The sequence below is a fragment of the Olleya sp. KKT75 genome, assembly GCF_055635485.1.
This window is the reverse complement of sequence record NZ_CM145759.1, coordinates 1,811,831-1,828,763: the sequence shown is the minus strand read 5'-3', so window position 1 is coordinate 1,828,763 and position 16,933 is coordinate 1,811,831. Positions and strand designations below refer to the sequence as shown.

The window sequence follows — 16,933 nt, the reverse complement described above, 5'->3', positions numbered from 1 at the left end:
TTTTTTGATTAAACTCAATGTGACCTTCCCTTAAGTCAGATTAATAGCAAGCCTAAATTAACATTTATTTAACTGATAACCAAATAAATAGCAAGTTATTTTAATAATCGAAAGAATCGCTTTACAAAAAACAATTCGCTACCTTTATTTAAATGTTACTCTATTATTTATTTAATATTAAAAGTTCGTCTATATATTGACGTGTATTAGATAACCTTGGTACTTTATGTTGCCCTCCTAATTTATTGTTTTGTTTTAACCAATCATAAAACAACTGCGTTCTAGCAACATGTATTTTTGGTTTGTTTAAGGTCATATTATTATAACGCTTCGCTTCATAATCTGAATTTAAGCTTTTAAGTGCATTATCAAACAACTCATTAAAGTAATCAATGTCCTTAGGCGGTGTTTTAAACTCGATTAACCACTCATGCGCGCCTTTCTCTTTACCATCCATAAATATGGGAGCAGCAGTGTAGTCTACAATCTCTGATTTTGTTTTTTTACATACCTTTTTTAAGGCATCTTCTGCATTTTCAATAATCAACTCTTCTCCAAAAACATTAATATGGTGTTTTGTACGACCTGATACTTTTATACGATACGGACTAATAGACACAAATCTAACTGTGTCCCCTATTTTATAGCGCCAAAGACCAGCATTAGTTGTAATAACTACCGCATAGTTTTTATTAAGCTCTACCTCACTTAAAGGAATGACTTTTTGATCTAATGTCCCATAATTATCCATTGGAATAAATTCGTAAAAAATACCATAGTCCAACATTAATAATAAATCACCTGAGTAGTTTTGATCCTGAATAGCAAAAAAGCCTTCCGATGCGTTATAGGTTTCGTAGTATTTAAAATTTTTTTTAGGTAAAATGTTTCGGTATTGCTCTATGTATGGATTAAAGCTAACCCCACCATGAAAATAAACTTCCAGGTTTGGCCACACATCAAACAAACTTGTTTTATCTGTTTTGTCTAATACATTATTTAATAGCACCAACATCCAACTAGGCACACCAGCCAAACTGGTCACATTTTCATTAATGGTTTCATTTACCACAGCAGCCATTTTAGTTTCCCAATCACTCATTAAACTAACCTTACTACTTGGTGTACTACTAAACTCTGCCCAAAAAGGCATGTTATCTATTAAAATAGCACTTAAATCTCCAAAAACGGTACCGTTTTCTTTATACAATTCTTTACTTCCACCTAACCGTAAACTTTTACCTGTAAATAATTGGGAGTCTTCATTGTTATTTAAATACATGCAAAGCAAATCTTTACTTGCTGCATAATGGCAATCCTCCAAACTATCTGTGCTTACTGGAATAAATTTACTTTTAGCATTGGTAGTTCCACTAGATTTTGCAAACCATTTAATTGGTTTAGGCCAGAAAATATTATTTTCTCCTTGTCTAGAGCGCTCTATCTTATCTTGGAAATCTTCGTAAGTTGTGATGGGTACACGTTGGGCAAACGTCGCGTAGTTTTTTATTGAAGCAAACTCGTGTTGCTTACCAACTTCGGTATCTTTTGCTATGTCCAATAAGCTAAATAGCAACTCTTGTTGCACCTCATTTGGATACTTTAAAAACAACTCTATTTGATGAAAACGCTTCTTTAAAAACCATGAAGCAATAGAATTAACAAGAGGAATTGACATAGTTATTTGTATCTTTAAGTTTTAAAAATAATACTTTTTTTTATGACCTACCAAGGTGTATTGACAAAAATGCAAACGGAGTTTACTAAACCCATTAATTACTACCTAGTATTTAAAAATGACTTTATAAACCTTAATCAATTATTAAACAAAACCTTAGAATTTAGTTTTGTAAAATACGAGTGTTTAAACTGCCATTTAGACAAGCCTATTTATCGTCAAGGGTTTTGTAAAAGTTGCTTTTTTGAGATCCCACAAGCAGCAGATTGGATCATGAAACCCGAATTAAGTAAAGCACATTTAGGTATTGAAGAGCGTGATTTGGACTACGAAAAGCAGGTCCAACTAAAACCACATATTGTGTATTTAGCTAATTCTAGCAATGTAAAAGTTGGAGTTACAAGAAAAGGACAAGTCCCTACACGATGGATAGACCAAGGTGCGCATGAAGCTATAGAAATTGTAGAAGTCCCTAACAGATATCTTGCTGGTATTACTGAAGTTGCTTTAAAAGATTATGTTGGTGACAAAACCAATTGGCGCACGATGTTAAAAAACGAGATTAAAGATGAAAATTTAATTGAATGGCGTGATAAACTGAAACAATACATTCCTGACGAAGCCCAACAGTATTATATTGAAGATAATGAAGAAACCAATATTGAATTTCCGGTATTGCGCTACCCAACAAAACCGAAGTCTTTAAATTTTACAAAAACAGCACATTACACTGGTGTTTTAAAAGGAATTAAAGGTCAATATTTGATTTTTGAGGATGATACTGTTTGTAATATTAGAAGTAATGAAGGACTTGTTGTTAACATAACTATTTTGTAATTATTACAATTGTCTAACGACTTAATGTATATGAATACATTAATTTTTGTTTACAATGCTGACTCTGGAATTAAAAATCTGGCAATAGATATTGCGCATAAATTATTTAGCCCAAAAACATATGCTTGTAATTTATGCGCATTAACTTTTAATACATTTTCTGAAAATACAATTTGGAAAGATTTTAGAAATAGAACCAATTTAAATATTGTGTTTTTACATACGGACGAGTTTAAAACCAAACACCCCAATCACGCTTTTGAATACCCGATTATTTTAAGCAAAAACAACAGTACTCTTGACGTCTTTTTATCTAAAGATGAAATCAACGCACTATCCACAGTTGAAGAACTAATCCTTAATATTGAATCTAAATCTTGCGACATGCTGCGTTAGCGGTAGTAATGGCATCCTTTTTTTGCTGCCATATATGGCAAAAAAAGATAGAGTGGATGACGCGACCCTTGTGGTAACGCCCAACTTTAGCAAGCTAAATACAGGAAAAAACTACTCTTTAAACCATCCGGAGTATTTGACGTAATTATCAGCAATACGGTTTATCTCACCATTGATTAACTCTTGACTAATATCTTTGACTTTTTTTGCTGGCACGCCTGCGTAAATACTTCCTGACTCTACGGTTGTATTTTGAGTGACAACTGCTCCGGCTGCGACAATACTATTACTTTCTACAACGCAATTATCCATTACAATACTTCCCATACCTATCAAAACATTGTCATGAATTGTACATCCATGGACAATAGCATTGTGACCAATGGACACTTTATTACCTATTATGGTAGGGTATTTTTGATACGTGCAATGTACAACTGCACCATCTTGTACATTAACTTTATCTCCTAATTTTATGTAATTAACATCACCGCGTAATACGGCATTAAACCAAATACTACATTGCTTACCTATTTGGACATCTCCAACAATGGTTGCATTTTCTGCGATGTAACAATCTTCTGTTATTTGTGGTGCTTTACCGTTTACTGGTTTTATAATTGGCATGTGTTATTTATTTTATTGTTCTCGATACTTTTATTTGTGCTTCTAAAAACACTAAAACTAACGCTTTGGGTTATTTAAAGTAAGATAATAGGTCTGATTTTTTAGAGGCAGATACCATAATTTCTTTTCCGTTGCTTAAAACAACACTTCCGCCTTTTCCTTTTATGTATTTAACAACCTCGCCCACGTTAACAAGATAACTTTTGTGGACACGTGCAAATCCTGATGGCGTTAATGCGTCTTCAAAATATTTTAGTGTCTTACTAACTACTTTCTTTTTATTGTTGTTTAAATAGATCTCTGTGTAATTATCGTCTGCTTTACAATACAATATGTCTTTGGTGTTTAATACTTCAAATCCGTCTTGTTGTGGAATGGTTATTTTGCCCGCTACGGTATTAGTTTTTGGGATTAGGACCTGGTCCTGCAAAGCATCTTCCTTTGACTTAATCTCGGAAACATAGTCTACAGCTTTAATCAACTCGTCAATATCAATAGGTTTCATTAAATAGTAAGAGGCGTGTGCATTTAAAGCATCCATTGCATAATTATTGTAAGCGGTTACAAATACTGTTTCGAACTCACGATCACCAACCTTGTCTAACAAATCAAATGCGTTACCATAAGGCATCTCTACATCTAGAAATACTAAATCCAAATCTAATGTACGAATCAACTCCAAAGCCTCATTAACATTAGCTGCTTCGCCCAGAATATTGACTTTTGGACAGTATTTGGCTAAGTAGTTTTTTAGTATTGCTCTACTTTGGGCTTCGTCTTCTACTAGTATTGCGTTTAGTGTCATGTTTAGTCTTTTTTTATTGTTACTACCACCTTAGTTCCCACATCTCCTTCAGTCCCATTATCATCTATAAGCACATCTACTTTGTCTTTATACATCTGATTTAAAATAGATACTCGTTTTTTAATATTACCTAAGCCTTTAGAGTTATGCTTTTGTTGATTTTCGGTCTTTAAACTTTTTGACTTTTTACGTCCAATACCATTATCTGCAATGGTAATTGCAATAACACCTTTTTGCTTTTTGGTTATCGAAATATGTAATAACCCCATGTCTTCTTTATAACGTAGTCCATGCCAGACTGCGTTTTCTATATAAGGCTGAAGTAACATAGGCGGAATCTGATAGGCTTCGATATCTATAGTTTTATCAACGTCTATTGTATATTCAAACTTATCCTTAAACCTAAAGTGTTCTAGTTTGGTATATAATTCTATCAATTCGATTTCTTTTTGAAGCGGAATAAAATCTTCTTCAGAATTCTCTAAAACAGCACGCATTAATTTAGAAAAATCTGAAAGGTATTTATTTGCTGTACGCTCGTCATTAGTTGCAATAAAACTATTAACCGAGTTTAATGCATTGAAGATAAAATGAGGATTCATTTGACTTCTTAAAGACTTTAAAGCTAATAAATTATTGGCCAATTTTTGCTGTTTAATATACTTGTACATTAAATACGCAGTTAAAGCTAGTAAGAATAAACCACCTATTAAAGAATAAATAATTAACTGTTGTCTCTTGTTTTTTTCTTCGGATAACTCGACTTGACTTAGCGTTAATTTACGATCGGTTTCTAATGTTGTAATTCGGTTTTGCTTTTCTGTAATGCTTTTATTAAAGCGCGCTGCTTGAGATATTTCCTGTTCCTTTTTAATATAAAGTTGATCAACCGTTTTTACATATTCGTCAAAGGTTTTTTTAGCTTCACTAAAATTACCGGATTCCACATAGGCATCAGTCAACTTTTTAGTTGCATCCTTTTTAACTGTTAGATCTTCTTTTTTATCCGCTTCTTCTATACTTTTTTCTAAATACGGAATCGCTTCTTTATAGTCTTTTTGCAAAAAATAAGCATTCCCAATTTTATAGTTTTGCTTTTGTTTAGTAATACTACTTTCATTAGAAATAATAGAATCCTTTTCTATGACATCTATATCTTTAATAATTTCTTTTCTAGTTGCAATTTCCTCATCATAAGATTGATTTACATTTTGGAAATCTGCAAACTTAACTTTCTGTTCTACTTCTCTAGTTTTATTTTCCTGAGCAGCCATAACAACAGAATTTTCCAATAACACTTCTGCTTTTCTCTTTTCACCTTCCGTATTATAAACGGTACCTAATTTAGAGTTTAAATCGGTTATTTTGAATTGAATTTTATTGGTTGTTGCTATTTTTAAACCTTCAGTATAGGCTTTTGTAGCTTTACTGTTTTCGTTAATCATAGCATAGACATCTCCTAAACCTTCATAGCATATTACCTTTTGATTTTCGGATAAATTATTAGTCTTTAATTGATCATATATTACTAAACTTTCTTGATGGTTGTTATTATAAAAATAAGCTTTTGCTAGTTTTAAATTAACATCAGTAGTGCTTACATTATTTAAGCTAATTCTATAATTGGTAATTGCCAAATCGTATTGTTTCCAATACATATAAACATCTCCTAAAACCTGAAAAGCTTCTGCGTTTTGTTGTACCGAATTACTTTTTGGGAGACCATCAGCTATAAATTGAATACTTTTTTCAGCTGAAATTTTCTTATAATATAAAGCTGAGTCTATTGCTGTTTTAAAACTACGTTCTTTAATTGCTATTTTGGAAGACACAGAATCATCACCAACCGCTTCCACCTCTACCCTAATATCATCATTGCTTTTTACAGTATAGTAAATGGTTTGAAAGTCTTTATGACTTATCATGATTTCGTCTTCATATTTAACCTTAATCTTAAACCGACCACTTATAGTTGTACTAGTATAAGCACCTCCGTTAACTTGCACATTAACACCAGATATAGGATTAAAACTATTACTTTCTACCACGACCCCTTTCACCTCAAAAGAGGCATCTAAGGGCTTACCCAACTCTTGTTGTGCAACTACTCCCAACTGAGATATAAGACCTAGTAAAAGCGCAAGTAATAACTTAAGATTTTTCATTTAATATATTTATAAAACATAAACTTACGCACTTTAAATCATTAAATAAAATGCGTTTTTCTGATACAACCGTCAAATAGAACTAAATAGTAGACTTAACTCATTTACAATCCAAACTGACTCATTTGCCATACCCGTTCACTCATTATAGATTGTTAGCAAAAAAATAAAAAGCATGCTTAACTTTTGGGCATAAAAAAAGCCTCGATACAATCGAGGCTTTTTTTATATAAGGATTATACTAGTTGATTGCAGGACAATCACAACTGTATCTTGCTTTACCGCAATTAAAATTATACCCCAATGTTAATTGATGGAAACCACCATTATTAAATACTACTGAGTTAGATTGGTAGCTATAAGTATATGCAAACATAAAGTTATTAACCTCTACACCTAAAATTGGCGTAATGTATTGTAATTTTTGACTACTAATTCCTGATCCATCAACAAATTCAGCACCATCTAAAGAACGTCTGTAAGACAACCCTCCCCAAACTTTACCAAAATCCATTGGTTTGTATGCTTTTACGTTTAAATCAAAAGAAGATTCTTCTGTAGCATCTCTATACATAAACATTGCAGACGGTTCAAAACTCCAATCGCTACCTGCCAATTGAAACGTATTACCTACAGATACAATGTACGTTCTTAAATTATCGTAGCTTAATCCTTGCTCGTTAAAATTAACACCTTCATTTTTCAAAAGGTTTTTAACAGTTGCATGCGCATAAAAGTTATATAAGAAATAAGAAAATCCTAAGTCTACATTAAAATTAGTTGCAGATTGCTCTATTCCAGAAATTATTGGATCAAATCCATCAGCTAAAAAGCTAGTTTCGTCTAATTTATATTGTATTGCTCCCGCACTTAAACCAAAAGATAATTGGTTTAAATCCGTCGTACTTCTAGAAAACATTAAATGGTGTGCGTACGTAAAGTATGCTCCTGTTTGCGAGTGGTACCCGTTTTTATCGCTATAAACAATAGCTCCAATTCCAGATTGTGTATCACCAATTCTACCGTTAACACTGGCAGTAATAAGTTTAGGAGCATCATCATCTCCAAACCACTGCTGTCTACCCGTTATTCTAATTTTGGCGCAATTTGCTGCACCAGCCATAGAAGGGTGAATTAAATAGTAATTATCCGTTAAATAATCAGAGTAGATAGGTAATCCCTCTTGGGCTGTAGAAAATTGACTGCTAAATAAAGCAACAATTGCTATTAAAAATACATTTTTTAATCTCATAATTCTTATTTCGAGGTCGGTCGGTCAATAAATAGCAATGCTATTATGGTTATAACTCATTTTTAACTTAAAAAGTACAAATCAGTCTCAAATATATAAATTTACTGCTTAAATCGTCACTCCTAAAAGTTAAAGGTTCAAGATAAAAATGTTTTCTTAAATAAACTATAAAAATTTTAAAAATTGACAGTTCTATAAAATTCAAATATAGTAGACACCTACACTTTTCTTTAGTATTTTTGCAAAAAAAAAGTTACTATGAGCAATTTCAAAGTTTCAATTCAAGAAACCTCAAATCCAACTATAATTAAATTTGAACTTAATCAGTTTATAACTAAACATCAAAGTTTTGAATTTAACAACATTGACGAAGCAAAGGATTCTCCTTTAGCCCAACAACTGTTCTATTTACCATTTGTAAAAAAAGTATATATCTCTAGTAATTTTATTGCTATTGAACGCTTTAATATCGTGGAATGGGATGCAGTTAAAAATGAAGTATCAGAACAAATAGAATCTTATTTAAATGAAGGCGGATCGGTTGTGTCTGATTCTGCTGAAACTAAAAAAGTTGCGGTTACCGTTTACACGGAAAGCACGCCAAACCCTTCAGTATTAAAATTTGTGGCTAACAAAAAATTAGTTACTGCATCTTACGAATTTATATCTATCGAAACTGCAAAACCATCACCAATGGCAACTGCTTTGTTTCATTTCCCATTTGTAAAAAGCGTATTTTTTGATGAAAACTTTGTGTCCATTACAAAATATGATATCGCTGAATGGAGTGATATCTCTTTTGAACTAAGAGAATTTATAAGAACTTATATTGAAGATGCAAAAGAAATTGTTTCTCCAGACGCTCCTGAAGTTGTAGAAAAATCTATTGAAAAAGTTGAAGCACATTTTGAAACACTTGATGACACCTCTAAAGAGATCATTAACATTTTAGAAGAGTATGTTAAGCCTGCAGTTGCTAGTGACGGAGGAAATATTCAATTTGAATCTTATGATGAAGCAACAAAAACTGTGAAAGTAATTCTACAAGGTGCTTGTAGTGGTTGTCCATCATCTACTTATACTTTAAAAAGCGGAATCGAAAACATGCTAAAAGAAATGTTAGCAGGTAAAGTTGATTCAGTGGTTGCTATAAATGGTTAATTTCAACCTATAAAACAAACTGTTTATCTATTGTTTTAAATTATTATCCCACACAAATTATTGATAATTGTATTAATATTTGTAATTTTAAGGAAGAATCAATAATTTAAAAAAACAATATCATGGCAGTATTAAAAGTAATTGAAGTATTATCAAACTCAGAAAAAAGCTGGGAAGACGCAACTAAAAAAGCAGTAAAGCATGCTTCTAAAAGCGTTAAAAACATTAGATCTGTATATGTACAAGATCAAAGTGCTAGTGTTAAAGATGGCGAAGTTGTTGACTTTAGAGTTAATTTAAAAATCACTTTTGAAGTAAACTAATACGTTTCTTTAAACTTATAATAAGTATAAAAAAAAGCCTGAACATTTATTTGTTCAGGCTTTTTTAGTTAATAGTATGTTGTTTCTATAATACTTATCGCTTTAAGGTAAAGTGTGCCTTAAATTGTTTTTTAGTATTATCTGGATCATTTGGCTCTCTATAATCTACAGTAAACCAATAGTCACTGGTTGGCATTGGGTTACCATTATAGGTTCCATCCCATCCTAATCCTGTTGGGCTTAGTTGTTTTAATAACTTACCGTATCTATCAAAGATATAAATCACTGCATCTGGTTGATCTCCGATACCGTAGATATTCCATGTGTCATTAAAGCCATCATCATTTGGTGTAAAGAAATGTGGGTAATCCATTATTGATACCGGTAAACTTGTTTCTCCACATCCATTAATATCTCTTACGGTTACCACGTGATCTCCTGCGCCTACATCTGTAAAGGTGTATGTACCATTGTTTGGCACGTTAACTTCCCATGGACCATCGTCAATACTAAATTCGAATGCTGAAACACCACTTCCTGTTGCTGTCACTAAAATATTGTGTACTTCAGCAAAGGCTTCTGTTAAGACTTCGGCCTCTAGTGTTGGTGGTTCGCTTTCTTCAACTATAGTTGTTGCTATTGTTTCGCACATCGTTGTACTACTTGAGCTTATGTCCGTAACAATTACAGTATAGTTACCGCCTTGTGTTGGCTCTAAACTACTTCCTGTTTCTCCTGGGATTGTAGTAGTTTCTAATAACCACTCAAAGCTATAATCGGTTGTGTTTAATCCTGTGTCTATTATTGGCGCACTTACTACTTCTGTTCCGTTAGTGTTAATACATAATATGTAACTAGCCTCTAACTCAACTTCTGGTAATGGGTTTACTTGTAATGTTACTTCTGCTGTTTCGTAACACACTGAAGTATCTACCATAGCACCTGTTCCTGAACCATCATCTGCCATAGTATCGTTATCTACACGCACATAAACCACTTGTGGGTTAATCGTGTTTTCATATAACATTGGTAATGGTGATACACCTGCATCTGCATCTGCTTGACTAACATAGTAGCTTACAATATAGTTTGCTGGATCTTGACCATCTAATACATCAGGATTTAATGTTGTTAAATCAAATGGCATACTGTCGTTTGTAGTATCGCCATCTGTTTCCATAGTATCATCACACAACTCATATAAAATTGGAGTCATATCAGGATTGGCTTGTGCTGCTTCCTGTACTTCGATTGTAAAACTTGTTCGTACATCACAACCTGTTAGGTTATTGGTAATATCTACCGAAATTACTTCTGGGTTAGTGGCATTGGTGTAGTTTGATGGTGTTGCAATGCTAGTCCCATCGGCTGCGAAAAATGTTACTGTAAAATCTGTAGCGCTTTGCGTCCCTAAGATTTCGTCTATTTTAGTTTCTAAATCAAAAGCATAAGCCCCATCATTAAATAACTCGCAATAAATATAATCTTCAATTGGGCTAACTTCTGGTAATGGATTAACTATGATATCAAAACTAACAATTGTATAACATCCTGTTCCACCTGTTCCTATTTCATCGGTTCCGTTAGTCACACGCACATAAATAGTTTGTGGTGTTATAGCGGTTCCTGGATTTGTAGGATCTTCATTGCTATGCATTGTTGGGTCAACTATTGGTGTTGTTCCCATTAATGCCTCATCTAAATCTGTGTAGTAACTTAAATGTCTTGGGTCGCTTGGATTACTTCCTTCTCCGTTTAAAATTACAGCTGCGTCTTGTGTTAAATCAAAAAGCTCTATTAAATCGTTTGGTCCTACCACATCTACATCATCACATAATATAATATCATTTGGATTTTCCAATGGTGTTGGATTTGGTAACACACGGATGGTTAATGTTGTGAATGAGAAACATCCCGTATTAGAATCGGTAACTCTAACATAAACCGTTTGAGGGTTTGCAGGATTAGTTCCCACCATCATGTTGGTATATAATGTTGGGTCTGCAATTACGTTTACATCTGCTTGTGCATCTGCTTGTGTTTCGTAATAAGCAACTGTCCAACTTACGTTTCCTGCGGTGATTTCATCATCTTTAAGTGTTAAATCAAATGTGGCCATGTCATCATTATTTTCATAATAATTAACATCTAATTCGTCACAAATAGCTAATGGTGTTGGCTGTACTAATACTGGTGGAAAATCCACTATTATTTCGAATTGCCCTGTTGTGACACAACCATTGGCATTACTTACTAATCTGATATAGATGGTTTGTTGTCCACTAGTTGTATTGGTATAGTTACCCGTGTTTACTATTGGACTGTTTCCACTTGCTGCGTTTAATGCTGTAGTATGATAGGTTAATGTAAAATCTGCAGGGTTTTGTGTGCCTAAGATTTGTGGTGTCATTACCGTATCAAAATCAAATTGATTAAAACCATCATTATTATCATCACACACAACATAATCGTCTAGTGTTACTGGTACTACAGGAGATAATTGTACTTCTAATGGTAAAACAACTATTGTAAAACAGCCTGTAATATCATTTTCTGCACGTACATATACCATTTGGTTAGTCGCTACAATATTTGTGTATGGACTAATTAATGGGTTGATAGCACTAATAGCATCTGCTTCTGTTTCGTGGTAGCTAATACTTACGTCTGGTTCTCCATTTAATATACTTGACGTTTGGCTATCCAAATCAAAACTTGCAAAACCATCGTTATCAATATCACATTCTAATAAAGCTGTTGGATTAGCTTCTGGTGATGGTGTTGGGTTAACGTCTAATCTAAAGGTTATTGTACTAACACAACCGGTAATATCATTTTCTGCTCTTACAAATACAGATTGTGCATTAGCGACATTAGTATAAGGACTAAAGATTTGATCTGAAGCGGTTGCATTGTCGGCACCTGCTTGTGTGAAGTAATACGTTAATGTAATTCCTGTTTGACCATTTAAGATTTCTGCATTAGCATCTTCTAAGGTAAACTCTTCCTGCGCTAACGCTGGTACTTCACCTGGTAAATCGTTATCATTACATAAAACTAATGGTGATGCTTGCAATAATACTGGTAATGGATTTACTATTAAGTCCATTGTTGTTATTGTAGAACATCCGTTGGCATTGTCCGCTATTACGACCCAAACAGTATCCATATTGGGTGTCGTATTAGTATAAGCGTTTGGTGTTGCTATAGCATTTTGAGGTACTGCTGCGTCTGCTGCAGTCGCATAATAGGTAATGCTATAATCTGTTGCTGCTAAATCGTTAGTGGCATCGGCATCTAATTGATTAAGTATTTCCGGATTATTTAATTCTAAATCAAATTGCGCTAAACCATCTGCATCCGTATCACAAACTTCTAATGGACTTGGGTCCGTAATTTGTGGTGTAGGATTAACAATTAATACTAATTCTTCAAAACTAGCACAAGACGTGGCAATAGTTGCACTTTCCACACGAACATAAATGGTCTGTGTGTTCTCTGAAATATTATTATATGGACTTGTTACCGGGTTAACATTAAGTAATGCATCACTAGATGTTTCATGATATGTTACTGTTAATCCTGGTGCGCCTGCTGTAATTTCTGCTTCAGCATCTGTTAACATAAAAACACCATAACCATCACTATCTGGATCACAGAATGTTAAATCTGTAGGGTCAAATGTTACTGGCGCTTGCTCTACTTCTAACTGTAATGTTGTTGTTGTAAAACATGTTGTATTAACATCCATAACTCTTACAAATACAATTTGTGGGTTACTAATATTATCGTAAGGTATTGCTAATGCATTAGTCCCTGAATCTGCTTCCGCTTGTGTTAAATAATAACTTACTGCGTATGCAGGGTTACCTCCACTTATTTCGCTGCTTTTAAGACTTAAGTTAAATGATGCTAATCCATCAGGCGTACCATCGTCACAAATTGTTAACGATGTTGGTATTGCCACAGTAGGCAATGGATTTACAATTAAATCAAAAGTTGTAGAGCCATAACATGTAGAATTGCTATTATCATTAACTCTAACATATATTGTTTGCTGAGAAGCTGTCGTATTTTGATAGGCTCCCGGATTTAAAATTGGATTAGCTTCTGTTATAACATCTGCCATATCTTCATAAAAAGTTACCGTATAATTTAAAGGATCTTGTCCTCCTAAAATAGTAGTTTCTTGAGCTGTTAAATCAAACACCTCAAAACCATCTTCGGTTGGGTCATCACAAGACGTCAAATCCATTGGCTGTATCGCAACTGCATTAGCATTCACGATAAGTGTAAAACCACCATTTGGTAATTGATTAGCAGAATAACAATTAGCATCTGAAGCACTTTCTAGTCTTACAAAAATAAATTCGCCATCACTACCACTGTAAGGACTTGTTAATGGATTGATATCTGCATCTGCATCTGCGAAAGAATTATGATAAGTCACATTAAAGTCTGTAGCTAGCTGAGTATCTAAAATAGGAGCCGTTTGAGATTCTAAATCAAAAAATTCAACGCCATCATTGGATAAATCATCACAGACTTCCAGATCTGGAGCTTGGTTTAAAACAGCTGTACTCACATCTAAACTAAAACTATCTGTATCCGAACACGTTTGAGAAGCAAGATCTTCTATTCTAACATAAATGGTTTCAGGATATACTCCAGAACCAACATAATTTGCAGGATCAACAATAGGGTTTGCATCGTTTTGCGCATCTACTAAAAGTGTATGATAACTAACAAATACATCTGTCTGCGCACCAATTACTTCTGTGTCATTTACAGTCAAATCAAAATTAATTGGTCCTGTAGCATTATCACACTCAACAATATCAATTGTATTTTGTACCGTCGGACCGGAAATAAATTCAATTAAAACCGAGTCTGATGCTTGACAAGTTGCAGAAAACACTACATCTACACTATAAACACCCGATTCCATAGCATCCAACGTAGACGATGTTTCTCCAGGAATAACAACTCCATCTAAATACCAAGTATGAGAGGCAGTTGGTAGGTTAGTGTCTAATGGTATTACTCCACCACTACAAATTGCCGTACCAGCTCCTATTGTAACATCATCCCCTAAATCTCCTCCTAAATTGAAAGTTCCTGCTCCTAGGAAAACAGCCGAATTATAGCTTGTATCATTACCACTAGTTCCACCATCATCCGCAACTACAAGTTTAATTCTATAATTATTATTTGGCGTTACGTTAGCAAAAGCAGTCATAGCAACAGTGTATCCTCTAAAATCAATTGGAGAATTTGCTGCTGGTTGTCCGCCTGCTCCATAAAAAGAATCAAAAAATGCAGGATTTTCTGAAGAACAACTAGGGTCAAAAGCATTATCTCTTACGGTATATACAGAAACAACATCTGTTGTACCTGGCACTATAGCAAGGTTAACTGTTGTTGTAGTTGTTAAGTCCGTTAATAAAAAAGCAAATGCATCAGAAAAGCTACATTGGAAACCACCATACTCATCCGAAGCAAACAAAAAATCAAAACTTATACTATTTGCTATTGGCACAAAATCGAATTCAATATAAGAAGCATTTGTTGAAAAACCTGCAGGTAAATCATCTCCTGCCACACCATCTAAATCAGTATTAATAGCAGCTTCTAAATCACTATCTCCAGGCCAAGAACCTCCTCCACTACTTTGCACACCAGTTTCAGGGCCCTCTGCTTCCATAGCATCTCCAGAATTTAAAACAATACCTGCCTCAAAAGCAAATGCACCAGGAATAGCTGTAAAATACCCAATACCATTAACGTCTCCAAAATTGGTTCCTGTACTCCAGTTTATATTTGAAACACTAGCACAGGCGCTATTAATTAAAACATCTTCTACTAATTCTGGAACAGTATAAGTGGTTTGATCCACATCTATATATGGACTTAAAACTTGAACTTGTATTGAGTCAGAACTAGAACACCCTGTTGGATTGATATCCGTTGCTGTAAAAGTTACTGTATAAAGACCCAAACTATTAAATGTGTGAGCTACTGATTCTCCTAAATCTGTAAAACCATCTCCGAAATTCCAACTGTAAATAGCACCTGTATTATCATCAGAAAAAGTAGAACTTCCATCAAAACTAACCACGCCACCTAAAGCAACTTGAACAACTCCTGTAGTATCAGCAACTGGGTTTGTAGTATCAATAGTTGGTGTTATTGTCTGACAAGATTGTAAACAAGAAATATTTGCCGACCATCCTGTTGTATTAGTATTTGCAGCTGCATCCGAAACAAATGAAATTGTTATGCACCCTGTAGTACTTGTTGGCGATGCCGAAATAGTTCCCGGATTAGTAGTCCCTCCAGAGAAGGTTCCTAAAACAGCACCCGAAGTATCATCTCCATCATAAATAGTCATAACATCCGCTACCAATTGTGTGCTAAACGCTGTAAACTCTAATTGAACAAACTGATCCACACTGTCCGGGCAAAAAGTAATAACAAAATTTTCTCCATCTGAATAATTAGAAGTCACCCCTCCTGAATCAGAAAAAACACCTGAACATTGGGTAAATGTTCCGTTTTGCATAACTACATCTTGAGAGTGTGCAGTAAAAAGAGCTCCAAAAAAAGCAATAATAAGTAGAAATTTCTTCATTTCTTTATATAAGAGGGTTTAACAAAGTATTACATTACAAGTATACTAAAATAATGACTAAAAAATCTGATTACTAAGTCATTTAACTAATCAAAAAAGGATATTAAAACTTAATGGTTTAGACAAATAATCAAGACTATATTATGATAGTTAACAGTATAACAAGTAAAGTTAAAGTTATCCTACCTAAAACTAAGATTTTCTCATTTATATCTATATTTGCTCAAAACTAAGAATATACAGAATGGATTTACAAAAATGGATTGATAAGGGCACGCAAGTTATTATAGACTATGCGCCTAAATTATTAGCTGCAATTGCAATATGGATTATTGGAGCTTTTGTTATTAAGCAAATTACTAAAGCTTTAAAAAAATTAATGCTTTTAAAAAATTATGATGAAAGTCTTCAAAAATTTCTATTAAACCTACTTAACTGGGTATTAAAAATCGTATTAATTGTAGTTGTATTAGGTACCTTAGGTGTTGAAACAACTTCTTTTGCCGCAATTCTAGCTGCAGCTGGTTTAGCTATTGGACTTGCCCTACAAGGCTCTTTAGGTAATTTTGCAGGAGGAGTTTTAATAATGTTATTTAAGCCTTTTAAAATTGGCGATTTAATTGAAGCTCAAGGCGAAGTTGGTGTCGTTAAAGAAATACAAATCTTTACTACTAAATTAACAGGTCTTTCTAATAGAGAAATTATAATACCAAATGGCTCTTTATCTAATGGTAATATTATCAATTTTTCAACTGAAGGAACAAGACGTGTAGATTTAGTTTTTGGCGTTGGTTACGACTCTGATATTAAACAAGCAAAGTCTGTTTTGTTACAAGTATTAAAGGACAACCCAAAAATACTTGACACACCAGCACCAACAGTAAACGTAATGGAATTAGCTGACAGCTCTGTTAATTTTGCAGTTAGACCTTGGTGTAAAACGGAACATTATTGGGATGTTTATTTTGAAACAACGGAAAAAACAAAAGAAGCATTAGATGCTGCAGGAATAGAAATACCTTACCCTCATGCTGTAGAAATACAAAAAGAAGGATAAT

11 protein-coding genes are annotated in these 16,933 nt (G+C 33.7%); 5 read left to right on the top strand and 6 right to left on the bottom strand.

Annotated elements, in window-relative coordinates; all coding sequences use genetic code 11:
• Positions 1-163: 163 nt before the first annotated feature.
• Positions 164-1,678, bottom strand: a complete 1,515-nt coding sequence (locus tag ACZ2G2_RS07990; protein ID WP_470391769.1) for a GH3 auxin-responsive promoter family protein — start codon at positions 1,676-1,678, stop codon at positions 164-166.
• 42 nt (positions 1,679-1,720) lie between these two features.
• On the opposite strand from ACZ2G2_RS07990, the gene ACZ2G2_RS07985 reads away from it, so the two are divergent.
• Positions 1,721-2,515, top strand: coding sequence for a DUF2797 domain-containing protein (locus ACZ2G2_RS07985; protein ID WP_090841811.1), 795 nt, complete (start codon positions 1,721-1,723; stop codon positions 2,513-2,515).
• 30 nt (positions 2,516-2,545) lie between these two features.
• Positions 2,546-2,911, top strand: a complete 366-nt coding sequence (locus tag ACZ2G2_RS07980; RefSeq protein WP_470391768.1) for a GTPase — start codon at positions 2,546-2,548, stop codon at positions 2,909-2,911.
• Positions 2,912-3,022: 111 nt separating this feature from the next.
• On the opposite strand, the gene ACZ2G2_RS07975 is transcribed toward ACZ2G2_RS07980, so the two are convergent.
• The 4 genes from ACZ2G2_RS07975 to ACZ2G2_RS07960 all read right to left on the bottom strand — a co-directional run bounded on the left by ACZ2G2_RS07975 (position 3,023) and on the right by ACZ2G2_RS07960 (position 7,760).
• Entirely contained in the window at positions 3,023-3,538 is a 516-nt protein-coding gene (locus ACZ2G2_RS07975; RefSeq protein ID WP_470391767.1) for a gamma carbonic anhydrase family protein, read from the bottom strand.
• A gap of 70 nt (positions 3,539-3,608) precedes the next feature.
• Positions 3,609-4,343 carry a LytR/AlgR family response regulator transcription factor gene (locus tag ACZ2G2_RS07970; protein ID WP_470391766.1) on the bottom strand — a complete coding sequence of 245 codons (735 nt, stop codon included), beginning with the start codon at positions 4,341-4,343 and terminating at the stop codon, positions 3,609-3,611.
• Between the two features lie 2 nt (positions 4,344-4,345).
• Positions 4,346-6,508 carry a histidine kinase gene (locus ACZ2G2_RS07965; protein ID WP_470391765.1) on the bottom strand — a complete coding sequence of 721 codons (2,163 nt, stop codon included), beginning with the start codon at positions 6,506-6,508 and terminating at the stop codon, positions 4,346-4,348.
• 241 nt (positions 6,509-6,749) lie between these two features.
• Positions 6,750-7,760, bottom strand: coding sequence for a PorP/SprF family type IX secretion system membrane protein (locus ACZ2G2_RS07960; protein WP_470391764.1), 1,011 nt, complete (start codon positions 7,758-7,760; stop codon positions 6,750-6,752).
• A 258-nt stretch (positions 7,761-8,018) separates the two neighbouring features.
• On the opposite strand from ACZ2G2_RS07960, the gene ACZ2G2_RS07955 reads away from it, so the two are divergent.
• Together ACZ2G2_RS07955 and ACZ2G2_RS07950 are read left to right on the top strand one after the other, a co-directional pair.
• Positions 8,019-8,921, top strand: a complete 903-nt coding sequence (locus ACZ2G2_RS07955) for a NifU family protein (RefSeq protein WP_470391763.1) — start codon at positions 8,019-8,021, stop codon at positions 8,919-8,921.
• A gap of 122 nt (positions 8,922-9,043) precedes the next feature.
• Positions 9,044-9,244 carry a dodecin family protein gene (locus tag ACZ2G2_RS07950; protein WP_282069359.1) on the top strand — a complete coding sequence of 67 codons (201 nt, stop codon included), beginning with the start codon at positions 9,044-9,046 and terminating at the stop codon, positions 9,242-9,244.
• Between the two features lie 94 nt (positions 9,245-9,338).
• Here ACZ2G2_RS07950 and ACZ2G2_RS07945 read toward each other — a convergent pair whose 3' ends face one another.
• A complete protein-coding gene (locus ACZ2G2_RS07945) occupies positions 9,339-15,875 on the bottom strand; it encodes a choice-of-anchor L domain-containing protein (RefSeq protein ID WP_470391762.1) in 6,537 nt (2,178 codons plus the stop codon).
• Between the two features lie 244 nt (positions 15,876-16,119).
• On the opposite strand from ACZ2G2_RS07945, the gene ACZ2G2_RS07940 reads away from it, so the two are divergent.
• Positions 16,120-16,932, top strand: coding sequence for a mechanosensitive ion channel family protein (locus ACZ2G2_RS07940; protein WP_470391761.1), 813 nt, complete (start codon positions 16,120-16,122; stop codon positions 16,930-16,932).
• Position 16,933 lies beyond the last annotated feature (1 nt).